We start from the raw sequence: 20650 nt of genomic DNA, 5'->3' as shown, positions 1-20650 counted from the left end.
CCTTCCTTTGCAAGGTTACCCGTCATGCGTCAAGCATTGCCTCTCGCGCTGGCAGCCCTGCTTCTGGGCGGCTGCGCAAGCCACAAACCCGAAGACTTCAACGGTACCTGGATCAACCAGGACGCCATCAACGCGGCCGTCAAGAGCGGCAGCCTGCGCCAGGCGCTCAGTGAGCACGGCCCGGTGTTCGAGTGGAAGCTCGACGTCGCCAGCCAGCAGGCCAGCTACAGCAATGGTTTCGAGGCGGCTGACGGCCAACTGAGGGCCAACGACAAGCAATGGCAGGCCAGTTTCCAGGGCGGCCAGACCGAACAGCTGTCGCTCGATGGCGACGAATTGCAGGCCATCGATCAGAACGGCGGCAAGCAGACCTTCGTGCGCGCCAAGGCGCCAGCAGCAGCCAGCGCGCCACTGGGTAGCAGCTTCGAGAAGGCGTTGTACCAGGCTTACCTGGGCGGCACCTGGAAGATCGTCGACGGCCAGGGCAAAGGTGCCAGCGTGCGCTTCAGCGATACCGGCAACGTCACTGGCCTGCCGGGGCCAGACCGCTTCGCCCTGTGCCTGGCGGGAGATTGCGCCACCATGGGTGGCAGCAATGACAGCCTGTGGCTGGAACGCAACCAGCGTGGCGCACCCTTCATCCTCAAGCGCGATGGCGACAAGCTGGAGATCTTCCAGGCGGTGAACCGTGCGCAGCCCGACGAAATGCCCGTGTTGGCGGCCGGCAAGCGCCAGTGGCTGCTGGAGCAGGACTGAGCCCCTTTAGCGGGCTTGTCGGTGTAGCCTTGTGTCGCGCCCCATCGCGACACAACGCCGTTCCTACAGGTACCGCTCGCGCCTGAGGACTAGTTTGTTCCCGCCAGGATAGCTGCGTAGCCCTCCTTGTAACTCGGATACACCGGCGCCCAGCCCAGCGCCCGCACCCGCGCATTACTGCAGCGCTTGCTACCGGTACGCCGCACCCGCTGTTGATCGGACCACGCGGTAACCCCCATGTAATCACGCAGCCAGGCCACCACATCGGCCAGCGGCGCGGGGTCGTCGTCGACCCCGATGTAACAGTCGTCCAGCGCCCTGCCATCGGCATCGGCCTGCAGCAGAAAAGCCAGCAGGCTGGCGGCATCCTCGGCATGAATGCGGTTGCCATAAAGCGGCGGCTCTGCGGCCACGCGGTAACCTTGGCGCACCTGGCTGAGCAACCATTCCCGGCCGGGGCCGTAAATACCGGTCAAACGCACCACAGTCGCCGGAATGCCGCTGGCCAAGGCAAGCCGCTCAGCTTCCAGCATCACCTGCCCGGAATAACCTTCAGGCTCGGTGGCTGCATGCTCGTCAATCCATTCCCCGCCCTTTTGCGCATAAACGCTGCTGCTGGAGACGAACAACAGGCGCCGTGGGCGCTGGCCGCGTTCGGCCAGCCAGGCCAGTACATGGCGCAGCCCCTCGACATAGGCTGCCTGGTAACCGGCCTCGTCGTGCTGGCTGGCCGCTACGCAATACACCAGGTAGTCCGGCGCGCGCTGCGGCCAGGCGTGCGGAATGGATGGCTCGGCCAAGTCTGCAGCCACCGGTACAACACCCGCCGGCAGTTGCCCGACCGAGCGACGCAGGCCGCTGACCTGCCAGCCGCGCGCCAGCATCTGCCGGGCAAGACGCCCGCCTACATCACCACAACCAACAACCATCACGGAAAGGTCTGACATCTTTGAACTCCCTAGACCAACTGATCAACCTGGCCACGCTACCCGACGGGCGACTAGACCATAGGCGAAAAAAGCAACAAGATTACTTTTGTTAACAAGAATTACTTGCAATAATGGCGGCAAAATTGTTCTCGGCCTACCTCGAGGCCTTGGAGAACGCTCACTTTTTTCTTCATCAGGTCCGGCCAGCATGACACGTATTCAACCTTCCGCTTCGCCAACCCCGTCGCGCGCCTGGCGCGCCATCGCCGCGCTGACGCTCAGCCTGGTGCTGGCCCCGGTGGCCATGGCCGATGAGCCAACCGCCAGCCCCGCCGCGCCTGCTGCCGCCAGCGCACCCGCTGCTCCAGCCGCAACGCCGACGACCGACACCCCTACCGCCACTCCGGCTCAAGCCTCGAGCGCGGCAGACCCGAGCGTCGAGGCCCTGGTTGAAGACACCTCGCTGGGCATGGCCCACGACCTGTCCCCATGGGGCATGTACAAGAACGCCGATGTGGTGGTGAAGGCGGTCATGATCGGCCTGGCCATCGCCTCCATCATCACCTGGACCATCTGGATTGCCAAAGGCTTCGAGCTGCTGGGCGCCAAGCGGCGCCTGCGTGGTGAAATCGCCCTGCTGAAAAAATCCGCCAGCCTGAAAGAGGCCAGTGACCATTCCAACAAGGAAGGCACCTTGGCTCATACCCTGGTCCAGGACGCGCTGGAAGAGATGCGCCTGTCGGCCAATGCCCGGGAAAAGGAAGGCATCAAGGAGCGTGTCAGCTTCCGCCTGGAGCGCCTGGTACACGCCAGCGGTCGCACCATGAGCAGCGGCACCGGGGTGCTCGCCACCATCGGTTCCACCGCGCCATTCGTCGGCCTGTTCGGTACCGTATGGGGCATCATGAACAGCTTCATCGGCATCGCCAAGACCCAGACCACCAACCTGGCGGTAGTCGCCCCCGGTATTGCCGAAGCCCTGCTGGCCACCGCCCTGGGTCTGGTCGCGGCAATCCCGGCCGTAGTCATCTACAACGTCTTCGCCCGCTCCATCGCCGGCTACAAGGCCCAGGTGTCCGACGCCTCCGCCCAGGTGCTGCTGCTGGTCAGCCGTGACCTGGACCACCAGGGCAGCGAGCGCGCCGCCCCGCACATGGTGAAAGTGGGGTAAGCCATGGGCCTGCATCTCAACGAAGGTGGCGACGACCTCGTCGAAAACCACGAAATCAACGTTACGCCCTTCATCGACGTGATGCTGGTGCTGCTGATCATTTTCATGGTCGCAGCCCCGCTCGCCACGGTCGACATCAAGGTCGACCTGCCGGCCTCGACTGCCAAACCGGCGCCGCGGCCGGAAAAGCCGGTGTTCGTCAGCGTCAAGGCCGACCAGAAGCTCTACGTCGGTGACGATCAGGTCCCTGCCCCCGACCAGCTTGGCCCGATGCTCGACGCCAAGACCAAGGGCGATAAGGAAACCACCATCTTCTTCCAGGCCGACAAAGGCGTGGATTATGGTGACCTGATGGAAGTGATGAACAGCATGCGTGCGGCCGGCTATTTGAAAGTCGGTCTGGTAGGTCTAGAGACGGCAGCCAAGAAATGACGAAGACGCGCTCGAACATGGCGCGCTACGGTGGCAGCCTGGCGATCGTGCTGGGTGTGCACGTGGTCGCCGTGCTGCTGACGCTCAACTGGTCGGTGCCCCAGGCCATCGAGCTGCCCCCGGCAGCCATGATGGTCGAACTGGCGCCGTTGCCGGAGCCTGCGCCACCACCACCCCCGAAAGCAGCGCCGCAGCCGCCGGCACCGGTCGAAGAGCCTCCGCTGCCGAAGCTCGCTGAGGCCCCCAAACCGAAGATCGCCATCCCCAAGCCGCCCAAGCCGAAGGCCAAGCCGCAACCGCAGCCGCCCAAGCCCGAGAAAAAGCCTGAGCCGCCGAAGGAAGCCCCGCCGACCGAACAGACGGTGGACGCACCGCCCAGCAACACGCCGCCGCAAAAGTCCGCGGCGCCGGCACCGAGCATTGCGTCCAACAGCAAAGCCCTGCCAACCTGGCAGAGCGACCTGCTGCGCCACCTGGGCAAGTACAAGCGTTACCCGGAAGACGCACGCCGTCGCGGCTTGCAAGGCATCAACCGCCTGCGCTTCGTGGTCGACGCCGAAGGCAAGGTGCTGTCGTATTCCATGGTCGGTGGCTCAGGCAGTGCCGCCCTGGACCGGGCGACCCTGGAGATGATCCGTCGCGCCGGCACGGTACCCAAGCCGCCACCCGAGTTGCTGAACAACGGCACGATCGAAGTCGTGGCGCCGTTCGTCTACTCGCTGGACCGCCGCTGAGGCTTTTGTTTCTGTCACAAATCGGCAAGTCTGATAACGTGCGTCTATCGATTGCAGCCGCTATGCTGGGCTCGCAACTTCATGGACGCACGTTATGACCCTCACAGAATTACGCTACATCGTCACACTCGCCCAGGAACAGCATTTCGGCCATGCAGCCGAACGCTGTCATGTGAGCCAGCCGACCCTTTCGGTCGGGGTGAAAAAGCTCGAGGACGAGCTTGGCGTGCTGATCTTCGAGCGCAGCAAGAGCGCGGTACGCCTGACCCCGGTCGGCGAAAGCATCGTCGCCCAGGCGCAGAAGGTGCTGGAACAGGCCCAGGGTATTCGCGAACTCGCCCAGGCCGGCAAGAACCAGCTGACTGCCCCGCTCAAGGTCGGCGCCATCTACACCGTCGGCCCGTACCTGTTCCCACACCTGATTCCGCAGCTGCACCGGGTAGCGCCGCAGATGCCGCTGTACATCGAAGAGAACTTCACCCACGTCCTGCGCGAAAAGCTGCGCAACGGCGAGCTGGACGCAGTGATCATCGCCCTGCCGTTCAACGAAGCCGACGTGCTGACCCTGCCGCTGTACGATGAGCCATTCTGCGCCCTGATGCCGGCCGATCACCCGTGGACAGCGAAAAAGACCATCGACACCGCCATGCTCAACGACAAGAGCCTGCTGCTGCTCGGTGAAGGCCACTGCTTCCGCGACCAGGTGCTGGAAGCCTGCCCGACCCTGAACAAGGGCGGCGAAGGGGCCAGGCACACCACGGTCGAGTCCAGCTCGCTGGAAACCATCCGCCACATGGTGGCCTCAGGCCTTGGCGTGTCGATCCTGCCCCTGTCGGCAGTGCACAGCCACCATTACGCCCCCGGTGTCATCGAGGTCCGCCCGCTGACCGCACCGGCGCCATTCCGTACCGTGGCCATTGCCTGGCGCGCCAGCTTCCCGCGGCCGAAGGCCATCGAGATCCTCGCCGACTCGATCCGCCTCTGCTCGGTCGCCAAAGCCCCTGTGGAACAACCGGCCTGAGTCATGAGTGAGCTGTCGAAGGTCCCGGTCACGGTACTCAAGGGGGTTGGCGAGGCCATGGCCGAGAAACTCGCCAAGGTCGGCCTGGAAAACCTCCAGGACGTGCTGTTTCACCTACCCCTGCGTTATCAGGACCGCACCCGCGTGGTGCCGATCGGCCAGCTCCGCCCCGGCCAGGACGCAGTGATCGAGGGCGTGGTCAGCGGCGCTGACGTGACCATGGGCAAACGCCGCAGCCTGGTGGTGCGCCTGGGCGACGGCAGCGGTGTGCTGAGCCTGCGCTTCTATCATTTCAGTAACGCGCAGAAGGAAGGCCTCAAGCGCGGCACCCACCTGCGTTGTTACGGCGAAGCCCGCCCCGGTGCCTCGGGCCTGGAAATCTACCACCCGGAATACCGCGCGTTGAACGGCGATGAGCCGCCCCCCCCGGTGGAGCAGACCCTGACGCCGATCTACCCGTCCACTGAAGGCCTTACCCAGCAACGCCTGCGTCTGCTGTGCCAACAGAGCCTGGCCATGCTCGGCCCACGCAGCCTGCCTGACTGGCTGCCCGAAGAGCTGGCCCGCGACTACCAGCTGGCACCGCTGGACGATGCTATCCGCTACCTGCACAACCCGCCGGCCGATGCTGATCTTGACGAGCTTGCCGAAGGCCAGCACTGGGCCCAGCACCGCCTGGCTTTCGAAGAGCTGCTGACCCACCAGCTGTCGCAGCAACGCCTGCGTGAAAGCCTGCGCAGCCTGCGCGCGCCGGTATTGCCCAAGGCCCAGCGCCTGCAGGCGCAATACCTGGCCAACCTTGGCTTTCAGCCAACCGGCGCGCAGCAGCGGGTGGCCAACGAAATTGCCTATGATCTCAGCCAGCACGAGCCAATGATGCGCCTGGTTCAGGGTGATGTCGGTGCCGGCAAGACCGTGGTCGCCGCCCTCGCCGCGCTGCAGGCGCTGGAAGCCGGTTACCAGGTGGCGCTGATGGCACCCACTGAGATTCTCGCCGAACAGCACTACCTGACCTTCAAGCGCTGGCTCGAGCCGCTGGGCATCGAAGTGGCCTGGCTGGCCGGCAAGCTCAAGGGCAAGGCCCGGGCCGCCGCCCTGGAGCAGATCGCCAACGGTGCACCGATGGTGGTGGGCACCCACGCGCTGTTCCAGGAAGAGGTGAAATTCAAGCACCTGGCCCTGGCGATCATCGACGAGCAGCACCGGTTTGGCGTGCAGCAACGCCTGGCCCTGCGCAAGAAGGGCGTAGCTGGCGAGCTATGTCCGCACCAGTTGATCATGACCGCCACACCGATTCCGCGGACCCTGGCCATGAGTGCCTATGCCGACCTGGACACTTCGGTGCTCGACGAACTGCCGCCCGGGCGTACCCCGGTGAATACCGTACTGGTGGCCGACAGCCGCCGCTTCGAAGTGGTCGAACGGGTACGCGCCGCCTGCGCCGAAGGGCGCCAGGCCTATTGGGTGTGCACGCTGATCGAAGAATCCGAAGAATTGACCTGCCAGGCTGCCGAAAGCACCTACGAGGAGCTGGGCAGCGCCCTGGGCGAGCTGCGCGTGGGGCTGATCCATGGGCGCATGAAACCGGCGGAAAAGGCCGAGGTCATGGCCGAGTTCAAGGCCGGCAACCTGCAGTTGCTGGTTGCAACCACTGTCATCGAGGTCGGCGTGGACGTGCCCAACGCCAGCCTGATGATCATCGAGAACCCCGAGCGCCTGGGCCTGGCCCAGTTGCACCAGCTGCGTGGCCGGGTTGGCCGGGGCAGCGCCGTCAGCCATTGCGTGCTGCTGTACCACCCGCCGCTGTCGCAGATCGGTCGCGAGCGCCTGGGCATCATGCGGGAAACCAACGACGGCTTCATCATCGCCGAGAAGGACTTGGAGCTACGCGGTCCGGGCGAGATGCTCGGTACCCGCCAGACCGGCCTGTTACAGTTCAAGGTCGCCGACCTGATGCGCGATGCCGATCTGTTGCCGGCAGTGCGTGACGCGGCCCAGGCCCTGCTTGCACGCTGGCCGGACCATGTCAGCCCACTGCTGGACCGCTGGCTGCGCCACGGCCAGCAATATGGCCAAGTGTGACGACGGTTCCATAATGGATCCAGATTTTTCCCAAGGCTGGTTATACTTCGCGTTTAACGGAATCAGTGGATACGGACCATGACTGAAGTCGCCCTGGATACCGCAACCCCACATGCACCCTCGGTCATCAGGCTGCTGCTCGACAAGCTCGGCGTGGCCTACAGCGAGGTCGTGGAGCACCCGCAACTGCCGGCGGCGTCAAGGGTACAGGCCGTGCTGCTCGACGACGAGATCGGTGCCCTGCTGGTGCTGTTCCCGCAGAGCCAGCTGCTGGACCTCAACCGCCTGGCTGAGCTGACCGGGCGCCAGCTTACTGCGGTGTCGGTGGCGCGCCTGAAGCAGATGCTCGACAAGCACAACCTCAAGGCCCTGCCGGGCATTCCGGCCTTGACCAGTTCGCCGTGCCAGTATGAAAAGAGCCTGCTCGACGCCGAACGCGTGTATATCCAGTCCGGCGAAACCGGGCTGTTGCTGGAAATCGAGCGCGCGTACTTCAAGCGCATGCTGGTAAAGGCCAGCGCCAGCAGCTTCGGCCTCAAGGTCGAGGACATCAGCCCCAATCTCGACCGCCCGCATGACGACACCCGGGAAATCAGCCAGGCAGTGCAGGCTTTCACCGCCAGACGCATTCAGAAGCGCCTGGAGGAAACCATCGAGATCCCGCCTCTGGCCGACACCGCGCAAAAGATCATCAAACTGCGGGTAGACCCCAACGCCAGCATTGACGACATCACCGGCGTGGTCGAAACCGACCCGGCGCTGGCGGCGCAGGTGGTCAGCTGGGCGGCATCGCCCTACTACGGCTCGACGCACAAGATTCGCTCGGTGGAAGATGCCATCGTGCGCGTACTGGGCTTCGACCTGGTGATCAACCTGGCCCTGGGCCTGGCGCTGGGCAAGACCCTGAGCCTGCCGAAAGACCACCCGCAACAGGCCACGCCGTACTGGCAGCAGTCAATCTACACCGCTGCGGTCATCGATGGCCTGACCCGTGCCATGCCGCGCACTGAGCGCCCAGAGGCTGGCCTGACCTACCTGGCCGGGCTGCTGCACAATTTTGGCTACCTGCTGCTGGCGCATGTGTTTCCACCGCACTTTTCGCTGATCTGCCGGCACCTGGAGGTCAACCCGCACCTGTGCCACACCTATGTGGAACAGCACCTGCTGGGTATCAGCCGCGAACAGATCGGTGCCTGGCTGATGAAACTGTGGGACATGCCGGAGGAGCTGTCAGCCGCGCTGCGTTTCCAGCACGACCCGGCCTATGACGGCGAATATTCGGCGTTCCCCAACCTGGTATGCCTGACCACCCGCCTGCTGCGCGCGCGGGGAATTGGCACGGGGCCGCAGGAGGAAATACCCGAGGAACTGCTGGAGCGCCTGGGGATTACCCGCGACAAGGCCGAGGAAGTCGTGAACAAGGTGCTCGAGGCCGAGAACCTGTTGCGTGAACTGGCTTCGCAGTTCCAAGCACCGCATTAAGAGCCTGGGGCCGCTTTGCGGTCCCCATTGTTTCGGCCCTGCTTCTTCGGCTTCAGGTACTTCATCAACCCCTGGAACCACATCACCAACGCCGGGTTGCCCTTGATCTGGATGTGCTTGTCCTGAATCCCCTGCATGAATGCCAGCTGCTTGTTACGCGCCTGCATCGTGGCAAAACCGTAGGCGGCGTCCTTGAAGGCAATGGCGAAGGCCGGCTGCGGGTGGGCACCGCCCTTGCTGCTGATGCGCTCGTTGTTGACGATGAAGTGCCGGGCGACCTTGCCATCCAGGGTCTGTATCTGGAACACCAGGTCCTTGCCCTTGAGCTGCTGCTGGAATGCCGGGTTGTTACGGCTGGCCCTGGTCATCAACCATCCCATGGCCCAGAGAAGAAAGCGGAACTTCATCAACGCGCCTCGATTTAAACGTGACTAAAGCGCGCATTCTATCCTTTTTCAGAGCTTTTTATGCAGGTACGAAACATTTTGCCTGCAGAATGCATAACGGGCGCCTTGCGGCGCCCGTCTGGCTGGGACTGAAAAGTCAGCGCACGATCATTTGCCTTTCTTGGCTGGTTTGGCAGGCACGTTGACGCTGTCCCGCAGGTTCTTGCCTGGCTTGAAGGCAACGGTATTGCTGGCCTTGATCTTGACCGGTTGGCCGGTTTGCGGGTTCTTGCCGGTACGCGCGCCACGATGACGTTTTTCGAAGGTGCCGAAGCCGACCAGGGTCACGGTGTCCTTGTCCAAGGCACCGGTGATGCTGTCGAGAATCGCATTCAACACCTGATTGGCCTTTTCCTTGGTCAGATCGGCCTTTTCGGCGATGACGGCGGCGAGTTCTGGTTTGCGCATAGTGAAGCCTCTTTGACGGAATTCTTGTTGTTATGCCGTGCTGCCTCTGGGAGCAGCGCTCAAGGCACCGCAGGCTCTAATCTGCGGCAGACGGGACTGAGGATGGCACGTGCACGGGGGCCGCGCCAGTATCTGGGCGGCCATTGTGCAGGCAACAACAGGATAAATCCGACAGAACGCCAGCTATTTACGCCATTACAGCCGGTAACTGGCGATTCAACGCCAGCTTGTCCATGACTGCTGATCCGGTCAGGGCATAGCCCAGCAGCTTGCCGTCGGCATCGAAGCAGAGCACTTTGAGGTCGCTGCCCTGCCCCTCGAGCTGCCAGGTGCCTTCGTGGCCCTGGGGTGGCGGCGAGACTACGAGTGGGCAGGCCGGGGTTTTTACCGTGACCGGCATCGGCCCGTAGGCGACCGTTGTTGGCTTACCGGCCAGGGTTTGCGCCAGCGCCCGGGCACAGCTCATCAGTGGCATGACATACAGCAGGTTGATGCCATCGACCTCGGCACAATCGCCAAGGGCGAAGATATTGGCGTGGGAGGTGCGCAACTGGCGGTCCACGCTGATGCCGCGGTTGGTTCGCAGGCCGGCGGCGGCAGCCAGGTCGGTGCGCGGGCGCAGGCCGATGGCCGAGACCACCAGGTCGCAGGCGATCACGCAGCCATCAGACAGGTGGGCTTCCAGGCCCTGGCCGACCTTTTCCAGACGAGCCAGCACCGGGCCCAGGTGGAAGCGGACACCCAAGCCTTCCAGCCCGGCCTGCACGGCTGCGGCCGCTGCCGGGTGCAGCAAGGTCGGCATGACTTGCTCGCACGGCGCCACCACATCGACCTGGAAGCCGCCCAGGCTCAGGTCGTTGGCAAATTCACAGCCAATCAGGCCGGCACCGAGGATCAGCACTCGCTGCTTGCCAGAGGCTGCGGCGCGAAAACGCGCGTAGTCTTCCAGGTCATTGATCGGGAACACCTGTTCGCCGCCATCACCCTCGATCGGTACCTGTACCGTCTGCGCACCCACAGCCAGCACCAGGTCGCGGTATTCCACCGCCTCCTCACCGATCCACAGCCGCTTGTGGCCAGGGTCGATGCCGCTGATACGGGTATGGGTACGGATTTCGGCATTCAGTTGTTCGGCCATGGCACCCGGTTCGGCCATGCACAAGCCATCCGCATCCTTCTGCTTGGCGAAGCCGGTGGAGAGCATGGGCTTGGAGTAGGAGCGACCGTCATCGGCAGTGATCAGCAGCAACGGGGTCTGTGTATCGAGCTTGCGAAACTCACGGGCCAGGTTGTAGCCCGCCAGGCCGGTACCGATGATTACTACAGGGGACGTCATGTCGTGCTTTCCTTGATTAGCCGATGGAGATCATTTCAAAGTCGCTCTTGCCGACACCACAGTCGGGACAAAGCCAGTCTTCCGGTACATCTTCCCAGCGGGTGCCAGGGGCGATGCCGTCGTCGGGCCAGCCTTCGGCCTCGTCGTAGATCAGGCCGCAGACAATACATTGCCACTTTTTCATCAGGTCTCTTTCCTCGGTTCGGGCTGGAGCTTGGTGTTGGCTGCTGAGCGCCTCTTCGTGGCTGAAGCCGCTCCTAGAGCGACCGCGTAGCCTGTGGGGACGGGTTCACCGGCGAAGAACCAGCGCAATTCGTGGTGGCTTTGTATCGGCCCCGCCAGCAGTATGCAAGCAGTCGGGGCAATCATGCTAAGCTCGCCGCCTCTCTGGTTGTAACAAGCAGACCGACGTGTCGTACGAATCCCCGCAAGCAGCCGCTGTCGCGTGGCTGCCGTATTCACAGCTGGCGACCGGCATCGACCAGCCCACCCTGGATTGGCTGTTCGACGAGGGCTCCCTCACCCGCCGCCTGACCCGCCTGTCCGACGATCACTTCACTGTCACGCCGCTGTTCGAGGGCTGGCAACCGCTGCGCGATGACGAATGCGAGGCCCTGGGCATCGCCGCAGGGGCAGAAGGCTGGGTGCGCGAGGTGTACCTGCGTGGCCATGAGCAACCTTGGGTGTTCGCCCGCAGCGTCGCCAGCCGCAGCGCCCTGGAGCGTGGCGGGCTGGACCTGGAAACCCTGGGCAGTCGTTCGCTGGGCGAGCTGCTGTTCTGCGACCAGGCATTCATCCGCCATCCCATTGAGGTGTGCAGTTATCCGCAGGCCTGGCTACCAGGCGAAGCCGCCCATGCCGCGCTGTGGGGCCGCCGCTCACGCTTCGAACGTGGCGGCCTGGAGCTGCTGGTGGCGGAAGTGTTCCTGCCAGCCCTGTGGCAAGCGGCCAAGGAGGAAAACCGCTGATGTACCTGCACCTGCTCAAGTCGCTCAATCGCCTGCATCCGCGGGCCTGGGACTTTGTCCAGCTCAGCCGCATGGACCGGCCGATCGGGATCTACCTGCTGCTGTGGCCAACCTTGTCGGCGGTCTGGATTGCCGGGAACGGTTCGCCAACCCTGGCCAACGTGCTGATTTTCGGCCTCGGTGTGGTGCTGATGCGCGCCGCAGGCTGCTGCATCAACGACTTTGCCGACCGCAAGGTGGACGGCCACGTCAAACGCACCGCCGACCGTCCCCTGGCCAGTGGCCGGGTCCGTCCGCGCGAGGCGCTGGCGCTGTTCGCTATCCTGGTCGGAGTCAGCTTCCTGCTGGTGCTGTGTACCAACAGCCGCACGGTGTGGCTATCGTTCGGCGCGGTGGCGCTGGCGTTCTGCTACCCATTCATGAAGCGCTACACCTACTACCCGCAGGTGGTGCTCGGGGCGGCCTATTCCTGGGGCATTCCCATGGCCTTTACCGCAGCAGGTGGTGAACTGCCAGCCAGTGCCTGGCTGTTGTACATCGCCAATCTGCTGTGGACGGTAGGTTACGACACCTACTACGCCATGGTCGACCGGGATGACGATTTGAAGATTGGCGTGAAATCGACCGCGATACTGTTCGGCGACGCCGACCGCACAATCATCCTGACCTTGCAGCTGCTTTCGCTGGGCTGCCTGTTGCTGGCGGGTAACCGTTTCGAACTGGGCGGCTGGTTCCATCTGGGCCTGCTGGGCGCGGCGGCGTGCTTTGCCTGGGAGTACTGGTCGACCCGCAAGCTGGACCGGGAGTCATGCTTCAAGGCGTTCCTGCACAACCACTGGGCGGGGATGCTGGTGTTTATCGCAGTGGTGCTGGATTACGCGTTGCGCTGAGGAATGTGGGGCTGCTGTGCAGCCCCGACAATTTCAGGGCTTGGCGACGTGCCAGACGTCCTTCATGCCGTCACCGGTCATATCCCCGGCCTTCTTGTCCTTGATGAAGGTGTACAGCGGCTTGCCGTCATAGGCCCACTGCTTGGCGCCGTCATCGCGCATCACCACGCTCCACTTGCCCTTGGCCGGTTCGTCATTGGCCTTGACCATCAAGGGCGGCCAGTTCTTGGCACATTCGCCATTGCACATCGACTTGCCGCCCGCATCCTTGTCGAAGGTGTACAGGGTCATGCCGGCATGGTCGACCAACATGCCATCCTTCTCCATCGCATGCTCGGCACAGGCCACCCCCGGTAGCGCCAGCGCAGTGAAAAGGGCCATCCAGCTCAGCGTTTGTCGTGTCATTGGATTCACCATTGTTTCGGGGGATTGGGTTCGGAATGCCGCAAAAGCGGCTCTTTCAAGCCTAGTTCAGTCATGGAATGTCGCCAGAATGGCCAACGGCCTGTCACACAGCTGCAATAATTCCGTTATCTAATGCGGGCCAAGACATCGTATCCAGGAGAGGTTTTGAGCATGGTTGGCAGGAACATACTGATCGTCGACGACGAAGCGCCTATTCGCGAGATGATCGCCGTTGCCCTGGAAATGGCCGGCTATGACTGCCTGGAAGCAGAAAACTCCCAACAGGCCCATGCGATCATCGTCGACCGCAAACCGGACCTGATCCTGCTCGACTGGATGCTGCCAGGCACCTCCGGCATCGAGTTGGCCCGCCGCCTCAAGCGCGACGAGCTGACCGGCGACATTCCGATCATCATGCTCACCGCCAAGGGTGAAGAGGACAACAAGATCCAGGGCCTGGAGGTGGGCGCCGACGACTACATCACCAAACCGTTCTCGCCACGTGAACTGGTTGCCCGCCTGAAAGCCGTGCTGCGCCGCACCGGCCCCAGCGACAGCGAGGCACCGATCGAGGTCGGCGGCCTGCTGCTGGACCCGATCAGCCATCGCGTGACCATCGACGGCAAGCCGGCCGAGATGGGCCCCACCGAATACCGCCTGCTGCAGTTTTTCATGACCCACCAGGAGCGCGCCTACACCCGTGGCCAGTTGCTGGACCAGGTGTGGGGTGGCAACGTCTATGTCGAAGAGCGCACCGTCGACGTACACATCCGCCGCCTGCGCAAGGCGTTGGGTGAGGCCTACGAAAATCTGGTACAAACCGTCCGGGGCACCGGCTACCGCTTCTCGACCAAGAGCTGATCGAGTTCAAAAGCGCCAAGCTGCATGTAGTTGTACAAGGACCGTCAATTGAACCAGAACTGGCACGCCACCCTGATTCGCCACCTGCTGCTGCTGATTACCGTCTGCCTGATCGGCGGGCTGGTCAGCGGCTACTATGGCTGGAGCCTGGCCATCGGCCTGGCGCTCTACCTGGGTTGGACCCTCAAGCAACTGTTACGCCTGCACGACTGGCTGCGCAACCACCAACCCGATGAAGCACCGCCCGATGGCTACGGTCTGTGGGGCGAGGTGTTCGACAGCATCTATCACCTGCAACGCCGCGACCAGCGCGTGCGCGGCCGCCTGCAGGCGGTGATCGACCGGGTACAGGAGTCCACCGCCGCGCTGCGTGACGCGGTGATCATGCTCGACAGCGACGGCAACCTGGAATGGTGGAACCGCGCCGCCGAAACCTTGCTGGGCTTCAAGACCCCACAGGACGGTGGCCAGCAGGTCACCAACCTGGTGCGCCACCCGCGCTTCAAGGAATACTTCGAGGCGGAGAACTACCTAGAACCGCTGGAAATCCCGTCGCCAATCAACGACCGCATGCGCTTGCAGCTGCACATCACGCGCTATGGCAACAACGAACACCTGATGCTGGTGCGTGACGTCACCCGCATCCACCAGCTGGAACAGATGCGCAAGGACTTCGTCGCCAACGTGTCCCACGAGCTGCGCACACCGCTGACGGTAATCACCGGTTACCTGGAAACCCTGCTCGACAACGTCGAAGACGTGAACCCGCGCTGGAACCGTGCCCTGCAGCAGATGAGCCAGCAGGGGTCACGCATGCAGACCCTGCTCAACGACCTGCTGCTACTGGCCAAGCTGGAGGCCACCGACTACCCGTCAGACAACCAGCCGGTGGCGGTCGATGCCTTGCTCGCGGCGATCAAGAATGACGCCCAGGCCCTGTCCGGGCCGCGCAACCAGCGGATTAGCCTTGAAGCCGCACCCGGGGTGAAGCTCAAGGGCAGCGAATCGGAGCTGCGCAGTGCCTTCTCCAACCTGGTATTCAACGCGGTGAAGTATACCCAGGACGAGGGCAGCATCCGTATTCGCTGGTGGGCCGACGCCCAGGGCGCGCACCTGTCGGTGCAGGACACTGGGGTAGGGATCGATGCCAAGCACCTGCCGCGCCTGACCGAACGCTTCTACCGGGTCGACTCCAGCCGCGCATCGAATACCGGCGGCACCGGGCTGGGGCTGGCGATCGTCAAGCATGTGTTGATGCGCCACCGCGGCCGGCTGGAGATCAGCAGCGTGCCGGGGCACGGCAGCACCTTTACCTGTCATTTTGCACCAGCACAATTGGCTAACCCGAAGGGCTGATATCGCCGCTGCAGCGCAGCCCTTGGCGGGCACGCCCGTTCCTGCAGCGGCCCTGATAAGACCACCACCCTTTGCTTTTGCCGCCCCAGCCGCTACATTGGACCCCCTGTGCCAGCCAGAGCTGGCACTTTTTTTCTCTCTATCCCAAAGACGGAACCCGTAAAAACTCCATCATGGACCCTTCCCCTGGTTTCAGCCTCACCTCGTTATTCGCCGACTTCGGCATGATCATCTTTGCCCTGCTGCTGGTGCTGCTCAACGGTTTCTTCGTTGCCGCCGAATTCGCCATGGTCAAGCTGCGGGCCACCCGCGTCGAGTCCATCGCCGAGCTGCATGGCTGGCGCGGCAACATCCTGCGCAAGGTACACAACCAGCTTGACGCCTACCTGTCGGCCTGCCAGCTCGGCATTACCCTCGCATCCCTTGGCCTGGGTTGGGTCGGCGAGCCCGCCTTCGCCCACTTGCTGGAACCTTTGCTGGCCTACCTGGGCGTCGACACGCCCGAGCTGGTCAAGGCCATCTCGTTCTTCGTCGCGTTCTTCGTCATCTCGTACCTGCACATCGTGGTCGGCGAACTGGCGCCCAAGTCCTGGGCAATCCGCAAGCCCGAGCTGCTGTCACTGTGGACCGCCGTGCCGCTGTACCTGTTCTACTGGGCAATGTACCCGGCCATCTACCTGCTCAATGCCAGCGCCAACACCATCCTGCGCATCGCCGGCCAGGGTGAACCCGGCCCGCATCACGAGCACCACTACAGCCGTGAAGAACTGAAGCTGATCCTGCACTCCAGCCGTGGCCAGGACCCCAGCGACCAGGGCATGCGCGTGCTGGCCTCGGCTGTGGAAATGGGCGAGCTGGAGGTGGTCGACTGGGCCAACTCGCGCGAGGACATGGTCAGCATCGATGCCCATGCGCCGCTGAAGCAGATACTGGCGCTGGTGCGTCGCCACAAGTTCAGCCGCTACCCGGTGTACGACGCCGAGCGCGAGGAATTCACCGGCCTGCTGCACATCAAGGACTTGCTGCTGGAGCTGGCAGAACTGGAGCACCTGCCCGAAACCATCGACCTGGACGACCTCGCCAGGCCACTGGAGCGTGTGTCGCGGCACATGCCGCTGGCGCAGTTGCTGGAGCAGTTCCGCAAGGGCGGCGCGCATTTCGTGCTGGTGGAAGAGGCCGATGGCAAGGTGATTGGTTACCTGACCATGGAAGACGTGCTGGAAGTGCTGGTCGGCGACATCCAGGACGAGCACCGCAAGGCCGAGCGCGGCATTCTCGCCTACCAGCCGGGCAAGCTGCTGGTTCGCGGCGACACGCCGCTGTTCAAGGTCGAGCGCCTGCTGGGTGTCGACCTTGACCACATCGAGGCTGAGACCCTGGCCGGGCTGGTGTATGAGACGCTCAAGCGCGTGCCTGAAGAAGAGGAAGTGCTGGAGGTCGAAGGGCTGCGCATCATCATCAAGAAGATGAAAGGGCCGAAGATCGTGCTGGCCAAGGTGCTCAAGCTGGATTAGTGCCCATGGGCCTGCGAAGCAGGCCCGGCAGTCTCAAGGGTTGCCCGCAGTGAAGTCGGGTAACCCGTTGATCGGCCTGTCGAACTGATAGGGTATCGATTCAAGCGCCAGCCCCACATTGCGCTGCACCACGAAGTGCAGGTGCGGCCCGGTACTGTTGCCAGTATTGCCGGACTTGGCCAGCATCTGCCCCTGTCGCACCCGCTGCCCCTCCGCCACGATCACCGAGCCACGCATCAGATGCAGGTACACACCCATGGTGCCGTCCGGGTGCAGAATCCGCACGAAATTGCCCGACGGGTTCGGCCCGCGCCCGTTCTGGCGGTTTTCCGTCTTCACCACTACACCTTCCCGCGCGGCAATGATGGGGGTGCCTTCGGGCATGGCGATGTCCATGGCATAGCGCCCTTTCGGCCCGAAATGGCTGACTCGGCCATTGGGGCCCTGGGTCACACGGAACGGTCCGCCGACCCAAGGGAAGGCATAGCGAAAGCTCTTCGGCCGCTTGCCCGGCTCGCCCATGGCCTGCAGCAAGGTCGAGCGGTAATTCAGCAACATCCCGGGCCGCCCCCTGAGCACGCTGAGCATCTGCGTGGTATGCGGCGGCAACACCCGGCGCACGATACGCGGCGCATTACCGCCTTGCGCGTTCACCAGGTTGTCCAGCCGCAACTCCACTTCTACCGGCACATGCAGCTGGTTGCGGGCCGAGAAGCTGACGCCACCGTCGAAGGTTATCGCATTCAGCTGCACCTGGCCTTCGTGCATCTCGACCATGGGCTCGCGCTGTACCAAGGGTCTGGCACCAGGACCAGGCCGGTCGGTATAGGAAGTTACACGGCCATCATCGGTGATCGTGTAGATCGTCATGCCTTGGCTCGACACCGAAGCCATGAGCATTGCACAGAACAGCAGCAGGCGGGCGGGCATGATGGTGGCTTTTTGACAGTTATGGTCTGTCGAAGACTAGCAGCCGGTTTTACGGCGGGTATGGCAGTTGGTCGGATGGCCCAGGGGTCCTTTTACAGGAGCGGCCTTGCAGCTCTCGCGCGACCCAAGGCCGCACCTACAGAGAGGGCGGCCTGGAACTGGCGTCAGGCGCCGGGGGTAAAGTGCTTTTGGGCAGTTCCACGAGCAATCAGGCGCGACAGATAGTCGAGCTTCTGCGCATCCTGGTCGACGAACTTGAACGTCAATTGCAGCCAGTCACTGTCGGGCTTGGGCTCCAGTGCCACCACGGCATGCAGGTAACCGTTCAGACGCGCGACTTCGGCGTTCTCACCCTGCTCCAGGTTCAGCACGGCGCCTTCCAGCACCTGCGGCAGCGTTTCGCCACGGCGAACCACCAGCAAGGCCTCTTTCAGGCTCAACGCCTTGATCACGCAGGCCTGCATGCCACTGGCCAGGCGTAACTGGCCCTGGCCACGGCCGGTCGGCACTGGCGCAGCGGCGGCAGGGGCACTGACCGATGGCCTGGCAGGTGCCGGTGCCGCTGCCGATGCGGTGACTTTCGCCACTTCCGGTTTGCCGCCAGTCAAGGCACTCAGCGAATCGTTGGCGAACGCCGAGTTGATGCGCGCCGGGCCGCTGGACATCAGGCCATCGAGCTTGCCGATCTTGGTCAGGGCCTTTTTCACCTTGGTCAGCAATTGCTCGTTGGTGAACGGCTTGCCGACGAAATCGGACACGCCGGCCTGGATCGCCTGGATGACGTTTTCCTTGTCGCCACGGCTGGTCACCATGATGAACTGCAGGTTTTTCAGCTCAGGCTGCTGACGGCACCAGGTGAGCAGTTCCAGGCCGGACATTTCCGGCATCTCCCAGTCGCACAGGACCAGGTCGAACGCTTCCTTGCCCAGCATCGCCATTGCCTTGCGACCGTTGACGGCATCGTCGATGGTCATGCCCGGGAAGGCGTTGCGCAGGCATTTGCGGACCAGGTCGCGGATGAACGGGGCGTCATCCACAACCAGCACATTCACTTTACTCATCGATACTCCTTCTGAATCCCGGCTAGCCTACCGCCGAATAATGGCCATTCGCTACAACCTGGTCACGCCGGGACTTCTTCATATCGTTCGCGGGTGCCTGCCGGCTCCTCGACCGCAAACGAAAACGCCCGGCCAAGGCCGGGCGTCGATGCTCGGGAGCAACCTTACTTATCGTCAGGTTCAGCCGGAACATTAGCTTTTTCGCCATCTTCGAGCGCGGTGCCCTGCACTTCCGCGGTCATGCGCTTGAGGCCCATGTGGCGTACATCGGTGCCGCGCACCAGGTAGATCACCAGCTCGGAGATGTTGCGCGCGTGGTCGCCGATCCGCTCCAGCGAACGCAACACCCAGATCACACTGAGCACCCGCGAGATCGAGCGCGGGTCTTCCATCATGTAGGTCACCAGCTCGCGCAGGGCGGTCTTGTATTCGCGGTCGATGGTCTTGTCGTACTGGGCCACCGACAGCGCCAGGTCGGCGTCGAAACGGGCAAAGGCGTCCAGCGCGTCGCGGACCATGTTACGCACCTGGTCGCCGATGTGGCGCACCTCGACGTAGCCGCGCGGTGACTCGCCTTCCTCGCATAGCTGGATGGCGCGGCGGGCGATCTTGGTCGACTCGTCACCAATACGCTCCAGGTCGATCACCGACTTGGAGATGCTGATGATCAGGCGCAGGTCGGACGCTGCCGGCTGACGACGGGCCAGGATGCGCAGGCACTCCTCGTCGATGTTGCGCTCCATCTGGTTGATCTGCTCGTCGACTTCGCGCACTTGCTGGGCCAGGCCGGAGTCGGCCTCGATCAGCGCGGTGACCGCGTCGTTGACCTGTTTCTCGACCAGCCCGCCCATGGCCAGCAGGTGGCTGCGCACCTCTTCGAGCTCGGCGTTGAACTGCTGGGAAATGTGATGGGTAAGGCTTTCTTTGTTGATCATCATTCGCTCCGCGAAGAAGCTCAAAGCTTCCAGTAATCGTCTGGTTCCTGTGCCGCAGGGCTGCTAGCCGTAGCGACCGGTGATGTAGTCTTCGGTCTGCTTCTTCGCCGGGTTGGTGAACAGGGTGTCGGTATCGCCGAACTCGACCAGCTTGCCCATGTACATGAACGCGGTGTAGTCGGACACCCGCGCCGCCTGTTGCATGTTGTGGGTCACGATGACGATGGTGTACTTGGATTTCAATTCGTAGATCAGTTCCTCGACTTTCAGGGTCGAGATCGGATCCAGCGCCGAGCACGGTTCGTCGAGCAACAGCACTTCCGGCTCCACGGCGATGGTACGGGCGATGACCAGACGCTGCTGCTGGCCGCCCGACAGGCCCAGGGCCGAGTCGTGCAGGCGGTCCTTGACCTCGTCCCACAGGGCCGCGCCCTTGAGCGCCCACTCGACCGCTTCGTCGAGCACGCGCTTCTTGTTGATGCCCTGGATACGCAGGCCGTAGACCACGTTCTCGTAGATGGTCTTGGGGAACGGGTTGGGCTTCTGGAACACCATGCCGACACGGCGGCGCAGCTCGGCCACGTCTTCGCCCTTGCGGTAGATGTTGTGGCCGTACAGGTTGATGGCGCCTTCCACGCGGCAGCCGTCAACCAGGTCGTTCATGCGGTTGAAAGTGCGCAGCAGGGTCGACTTGCCGCAGCCGGACGGGCCGATGAAAGCGGTCACGCGCTGCTTGGGAATGTTCATCTGCACGTCGAACAGTGCTTGCTTGTCGCCATAGAACAGGCTCAAGCCCGGTACTTCGATGGCCACGGTTTCTTCGGCCAGGCGCAGGCTTTGCTTGTCGCGACCCAGGGCAGACATGTCGATGCCGTGGGCGTGGGATTCTTGCTGCATGGTCAACTCCATACGCTAACAATTCGTTTCAAAGGG

Annotated in this window: 22 protein-coding genes; 12 read left to right on the top strand and 10 right to left on the bottom strand. The window is 63.2% G+C overall.

Annotated features, from left to right (window positions below):
* Nucleotides 1–24 precede the first annotated feature (24 nt).
* On the top strand, nucleotides 25–756 hold the full coding sequence (locus ACVWZT_RS09175; RefSeq protein ID WP_296234997.1) for a hypothetical protein: 732 nt from the start codon (nucleotides 25–27) through the stop codon (nucleotides 754–756).
* Nucleotides 757–845: 89 nt separating this feature from the next.
* Here the strand turns inward: ACVWZT_RS09175 and ACVWZT_RS09170 are convergent, their stop codons facing one another.
* The gene (locus ACVWZT_RS09170; protein ID WP_457469038.1) at nucleotides 846–1703 is read right to left on the bottom strand and encodes an SDR family oxidoreductase; all 858 of its coding nucleotides are present in this window, start codon (nucleotides 1701–1703) and stop codon (nucleotides 846–848) included.
* 190 nt (nucleotides 1704–1893) lie between these two features.
* On the opposite strand from ACVWZT_RS09170, the gene exbB reads away from it, so the two are divergent.
* The 6 genes from exbB to ACVWZT_RS09140 all read left to right on the top strand — a co-directional run bounded on the left by exbB (nucleotide 1894) and on the right by ACVWZT_RS09140 (nucleotide 8607).
* Nucleotides 1894–2856 (top strand): tonB-system energizer ExbB, encoded by a 963-nt coding sequence (gene exbB, locus ACVWZT_RS09165; RefSeq protein ID WP_296234995.1) that lies wholly within the window; start codon nucleotides 1894–1896, stop codon nucleotides 2854–2856.
* 3 nt (nucleotides 2857–2859) lie between these two features.
* The gene (exbD, locus tag ACVWZT_RS09160; RefSeq protein ID WP_225779771.1) at nucleotides 2860–3288 is read left to right on the top strand and encodes a TonB system transport protein ExbD; all 429 of its coding nucleotides are present in this window, start codon (nucleotides 2860–2862) and stop codon (nucleotides 3286–3288) included.
* Entirely contained in the window at nucleotides 3285–4022 is a 738-nt protein-coding gene (locus ACVWZT_RS09155; protein ID WP_296234993.1) for an energy transducer TonB, read from the top strand. The genes exbD and ACVWZT_RS09155 overlap by 4 nt, the downstream gene beginning before the upstream one ends.
* A 94-nt stretch (nucleotides 4023–4116) precedes the next feature.
* The gene (locus tag ACVWZT_RS09150) at nucleotides 4117–5043 is read left to right on the top strand and encodes a hydrogen peroxide-inducible genes activator (RefSeq protein ID WP_296234992.1); all 927 of its coding nucleotides are present in this window, start codon (nucleotides 4117–4119) and stop codon (nucleotides 5041–5043) included.
* A gap of 3 nt (nucleotides 5044–5046) precedes the next feature.
* Nucleotides 5047–7125, top strand: coding sequence for an ATP-dependent DNA helicase RecG (recG, locus tag ACVWZT_RS09145; protein WP_296234991.1), 2079 nt, complete (start codon nucleotides 5047–5049; stop codon nucleotides 7123–7125).
* Between the two features lie 78 nt (nucleotides 7126–7203).
* Nucleotides 7204–8607 (top strand): HDOD domain-containing protein, encoded by a 1404-nt coding sequence (locus ACVWZT_RS09140; RefSeq protein WP_457469035.1) that lies wholly within the window; start codon nucleotides 7204–7206, stop codon nucleotides 8605–8607.
* Here the strand turns inward: ACVWZT_RS09140 and ACVWZT_RS09135 are convergent.
* The 4 genes from ACVWZT_RS09135 to ACVWZT_RS09120 form a co-directional block, all read right to left on the bottom strand.
* Nucleotides 8604–9014 (bottom strand): SCP2 sterol-binding domain-containing protein, encoded by a 411-nt coding sequence (locus ACVWZT_RS09135; RefSeq protein WP_457469034.1) that lies wholly within the window; start codon nucleotides 9012–9014, stop codon nucleotides 8604–8606. The two genes, ACVWZT_RS09140 and ACVWZT_RS09135, sit on opposite strands and share 4 nt — an antisense overlap.
* Before the next feature lie 147 nt (nucleotides 9015–9161).
* Nucleotides 9162–9461 carry an HU family DNA-binding protein gene (locus tag ACVWZT_RS09130; RefSeq protein ID WP_054894882.1) on the bottom strand — a complete coding sequence of 100 codons (300 nt, stop codon included), beginning with the start codon at nucleotides 9459–9461 and terminating at the stop codon, nucleotides 9162–9164.
* A gap of 187 nt (nucleotides 9462–9648) precedes the next feature.
* Complete coding sequence (locus tag ACVWZT_RS09125) at nucleotides 9649–10797, bottom strand: NAD(P)/FAD-dependent oxidoreductase (protein WP_457469032.1); 1149 nt, start codon at nucleotides 10795–10797, stop codon at nucleotides 9649–9651.
* A gap of 16 nt (nucleotides 10798–10813) precedes the next feature.
* A complete protein-coding gene (locus ACVWZT_RS09120; RefSeq protein ID WP_003253349.1) occupies nucleotides 10814–10981 on the bottom strand; it encodes a rubredoxin in 168 nt (55 codons plus the stop codon).
* A gap of 226 nt (nucleotides 10982–11207) precedes the next feature.
* Between ACVWZT_RS09120 and ACVWZT_RS09115 the strand changes: the two genes are divergently transcribed.
* Nucleotides 11208–11765: a chorismate--pyruvate lyase family protein gene (locus ACVWZT_RS09115; protein WP_296234987.1), complete on the top strand. Its 558-nt coding sequence runs from the start codon at nucleotides 11208–11210 to the stop codon at nucleotides 11763–11765.
* Nucleotides 11765–12655 (top strand): 4-hydroxybenzoate octaprenyltransferase, encoded by an 891-nt coding sequence (gene ubiA / locus ACVWZT_RS09110; protein WP_296234986.1) that lies wholly within the window; start codon nucleotides 11765–11767, stop codon nucleotides 12653–12655. Before ACVWZT_RS09115 ends, ubiA begins: the two co-directional genes overlap by 1 nt.
* A 33-nt stretch (nucleotides 12656–12688) precedes the next feature.
* Here ubiA and ACVWZT_RS09105 read toward each other — a convergent pair whose 3' ends face one another.
* Nucleotides 12689–13060 (bottom strand): COG4315 family predicted lipoprotein, encoded by a 372-nt coding sequence (locus ACVWZT_RS09105; RefSeq protein WP_457469029.1) that lies wholly within the window; start codon nucleotides 13058–13060, stop codon nucleotides 12689–12691.
* Between the two features lie 171 nt (nucleotides 13061–13231).
* Here ACVWZT_RS09105 and phoB point away from each other — a divergent pair, with 171 nt between their 5' ends.
* The 3 genes from phoB (at nucleotide 13232) to ACVWZT_RS09090 (ending at nucleotide 16791) form a co-directional block, all read left to right on the top strand.
* Nucleotides 13232–13921 (top strand): phosphate regulon transcriptional regulator PhoB, encoded by a 690-nt coding sequence (gene phoB / locus ACVWZT_RS09100; protein WP_003253341.1) that lies wholly within the window; start codon nucleotides 13232–13234, stop codon nucleotides 13919–13921.
* A 48-nt stretch (nucleotides 13922–13969) separates the two neighbouring features.
* The gene (gene phoR, locus ACVWZT_RS09095; protein ID WP_457469027.1) at nucleotides 13970–15277 is read left to right on the top strand and encodes a phosphate regulon sensor histidine kinase PhoR; all 1308 of its coding nucleotides are present in this window, start codon (nucleotides 13970–13972) and stop codon (nucleotides 15275–15277) included.
* Nucleotides 15278–15450: 173 nt separating this feature from the next.
* Nucleotides 15451–16791: a hemolysin family protein gene (locus tag ACVWZT_RS09090; RefSeq protein ID WP_296234983.1), complete on the top strand. Its 1341-nt coding sequence runs from the start codon at nucleotides 15451–15453 to the stop codon at nucleotides 16789–16791.
* Between the two features lie 33 nt (nucleotides 16792–16824).
* Here the strand turns inward: ACVWZT_RS09090 and ACVWZT_RS09085 are convergent, their stop codons facing one another.
* From ACVWZT_RS09085 to pstB, 4 genes are all read right to left on the bottom strand, one after another.
* Nucleotides 16825–17721: a M23 family metallopeptidase gene (locus ACVWZT_RS09085; protein WP_457469026.1), complete on the bottom strand. Its 897-nt coding sequence runs from the start codon at nucleotides 17719–17721 to the stop codon at nucleotides 16825–16827.
* Nucleotides 17722–17885: 164 nt separating this feature from the next.
* The gene (locus ACVWZT_RS09080) at nucleotides 17886–18782 is read right to left on the bottom strand and encodes a response regulator (protein WP_457469024.1); all 897 of its coding nucleotides are present in this window, start codon (nucleotides 18780–18782) and stop codon (nucleotides 17886–17888) included.
* A gap of 164 nt (nucleotides 18783–18946) precedes the next feature.
* Nucleotides 18947–19717 carry a phosphate signaling complex protein PhoU gene (gene phoU / locus ACVWZT_RS09075; RefSeq protein WP_225779785.1) on the bottom strand — a complete coding sequence of 257 codons (771 nt, stop codon included), beginning with the start codon at nucleotides 19715–19717 and terminating at the stop codon, nucleotides 18947–18949.
* Nucleotides 19718–19780: 63 nt separating this feature from the next.
* On the bottom strand, nucleotides 19781–20614 hold the full coding sequence (gene pstB / locus ACVWZT_RS09070; protein ID WP_084855420.1) for a phosphate ABC transporter ATP-binding protein PstB: 834 nt from the start codon (nucleotides 20612–20614) through the stop codon (nucleotides 19781–19783).
* Nucleotides 20615–20650 lie beyond the last annotated feature (36 nt).

Source organism: Pseudomonas sp. TE21394 (assembly GCF_054057835.1).
Note: the sequence above shows the minus strand (reverse complement) of the source record. Positions and strands in the feature narration are given on the sequence as shown.

Bases quoted from the DNA above. Each gene is read 5' to 3' on its own strand.
- ACVWZT_RS09175 (WP_296234997.1), top strand. From the start codon at position 25: ATGCGTCAAGCATTGCCTCTCGCGCTGGCAGCCCTGCTTCTGGGCGGC.
- ACVWZT_RS09085 (WP_457469026.1), bottom strand. From the start codon at position 17,721: ATGCCCGCCCGCCTGCTGCTGTTCTGTGCAATGCTCATGGCTTCGGTG.
- phoB (WP_003253341.1), top strand. From the start codon at position 13,232: ATGGTTGGCAGGAACATACTGATCGTCGACGACGAAGCGCCTATTCGC.
- ubiA (WP_296234986.1), top strand. From the start codon at position 11,765: ATGTACCTGCACCTGCTCAAGTCGCTCAATCGCCTGCATCCGCGGGCC.
- phoU (WP_225779785.1), bottom strand. From the start codon at position 19,717: ATGATCAACAAAGAAAGCCTTACCCATCACATTTCCCAGCAGTTCAAC.
- ACVWZT_RS09125 (WP_457469032.1), bottom strand. From the start codon at position 10,797: ATGACGTCCCCTGTAGTAATCATCGGTACCGGCCTGGCGGGCTACAAC.
- exbB (WP_296234995.1), top strand. From the start codon at position 1,894: ATGACACGTATTCAACCTTCCGCTTCGCCAACCCCGTCGCGCGCCTGG.
- ACVWZT_RS09105 (WP_457469029.1), bottom strand. From the start codon at position 13,060: ATGACACGACAAACGCTGAGCTGGATGGCCCTTTTCACTGCGCTGGCG.
- ACVWZT_RS09155 (WP_296234993.1), top strand. From the start codon at position 3,285: ATGACGAAGACGCGCTCGAACATGGCGCGCTACGGTGGCAGCCTGGCG.
- ACVWZT_RS09135 (WP_457469034.1), bottom strand. From the start codon at position 9,014: ATGAAGTTCCGCTTTCTTCTCTGGGCCATGGGATGGTTGATGACCAGG.
- pstB (WP_084855420.1), bottom strand. From the start codon at position 20,614: ATGCAGCAAGAATCCCACGCCCACGGCATCGACATGTCTGCCCTGGGT.
- exbD (WP_225779771.1), top strand. From the start codon at position 2,860: ATGGGCCTGCATCTCAACGAAGGTGGCGACGACCTCGTCGAAAACCAC.
- ACVWZT_RS09140 (WP_457469035.1), top strand. From the start codon at position 7,204: ATGACTGAAGTCGCCCTGGATACCGCAACCCCACATGCACCCTCGGTC.
- recG (WP_296234991.1), top strand. From the start codon at position 5,047: ATGAGTGAGCTGTCGAAGGTCCCGGTCACGGTACTCAAGGGGGTTGGC.
- ACVWZT_RS09130 (WP_054894882.1), bottom strand. From the start codon at position 9,461: ATGCGCAAACCAGAACTCGCCGCCGTCATCGCCGAAAAGGCCGATCTG.
- ACVWZT_RS09080 (WP_457469024.1), bottom strand. From the start codon at position 18,782: ATGAGTAAAGTGAATGTGCTGGTTGTGGATGACGCCCCGTTCATCCGC.
- ACVWZT_RS09120 (WP_003253349.1), bottom strand. From the start codon at position 10,981: ATGAAAAAGTGGCAATGTATTGTCTGCGGCCTGATCTACGACGAGGCC.
- ACVWZT_RS09150 (WP_296234992.1), top strand. From the start codon at position 4,117: ATGACCCTCACAGAATTACGCTACATCGTCACACTCGCCCAGGAACAG.
- ACVWZT_RS09090 (WP_296234983.1), top strand. From the start codon at position 15,451: ATGGACCCTTCCCCTGGTTTCAGCCTCACCTCGTTATTCGCCGACTTC.
- ACVWZT_RS09170 (WP_457469038.1), bottom strand. From the start codon at position 1,703: ATGTCAGACCTTTCCGTGATGGTTGTTGGTTGTGGTGATGTAGGCGGG.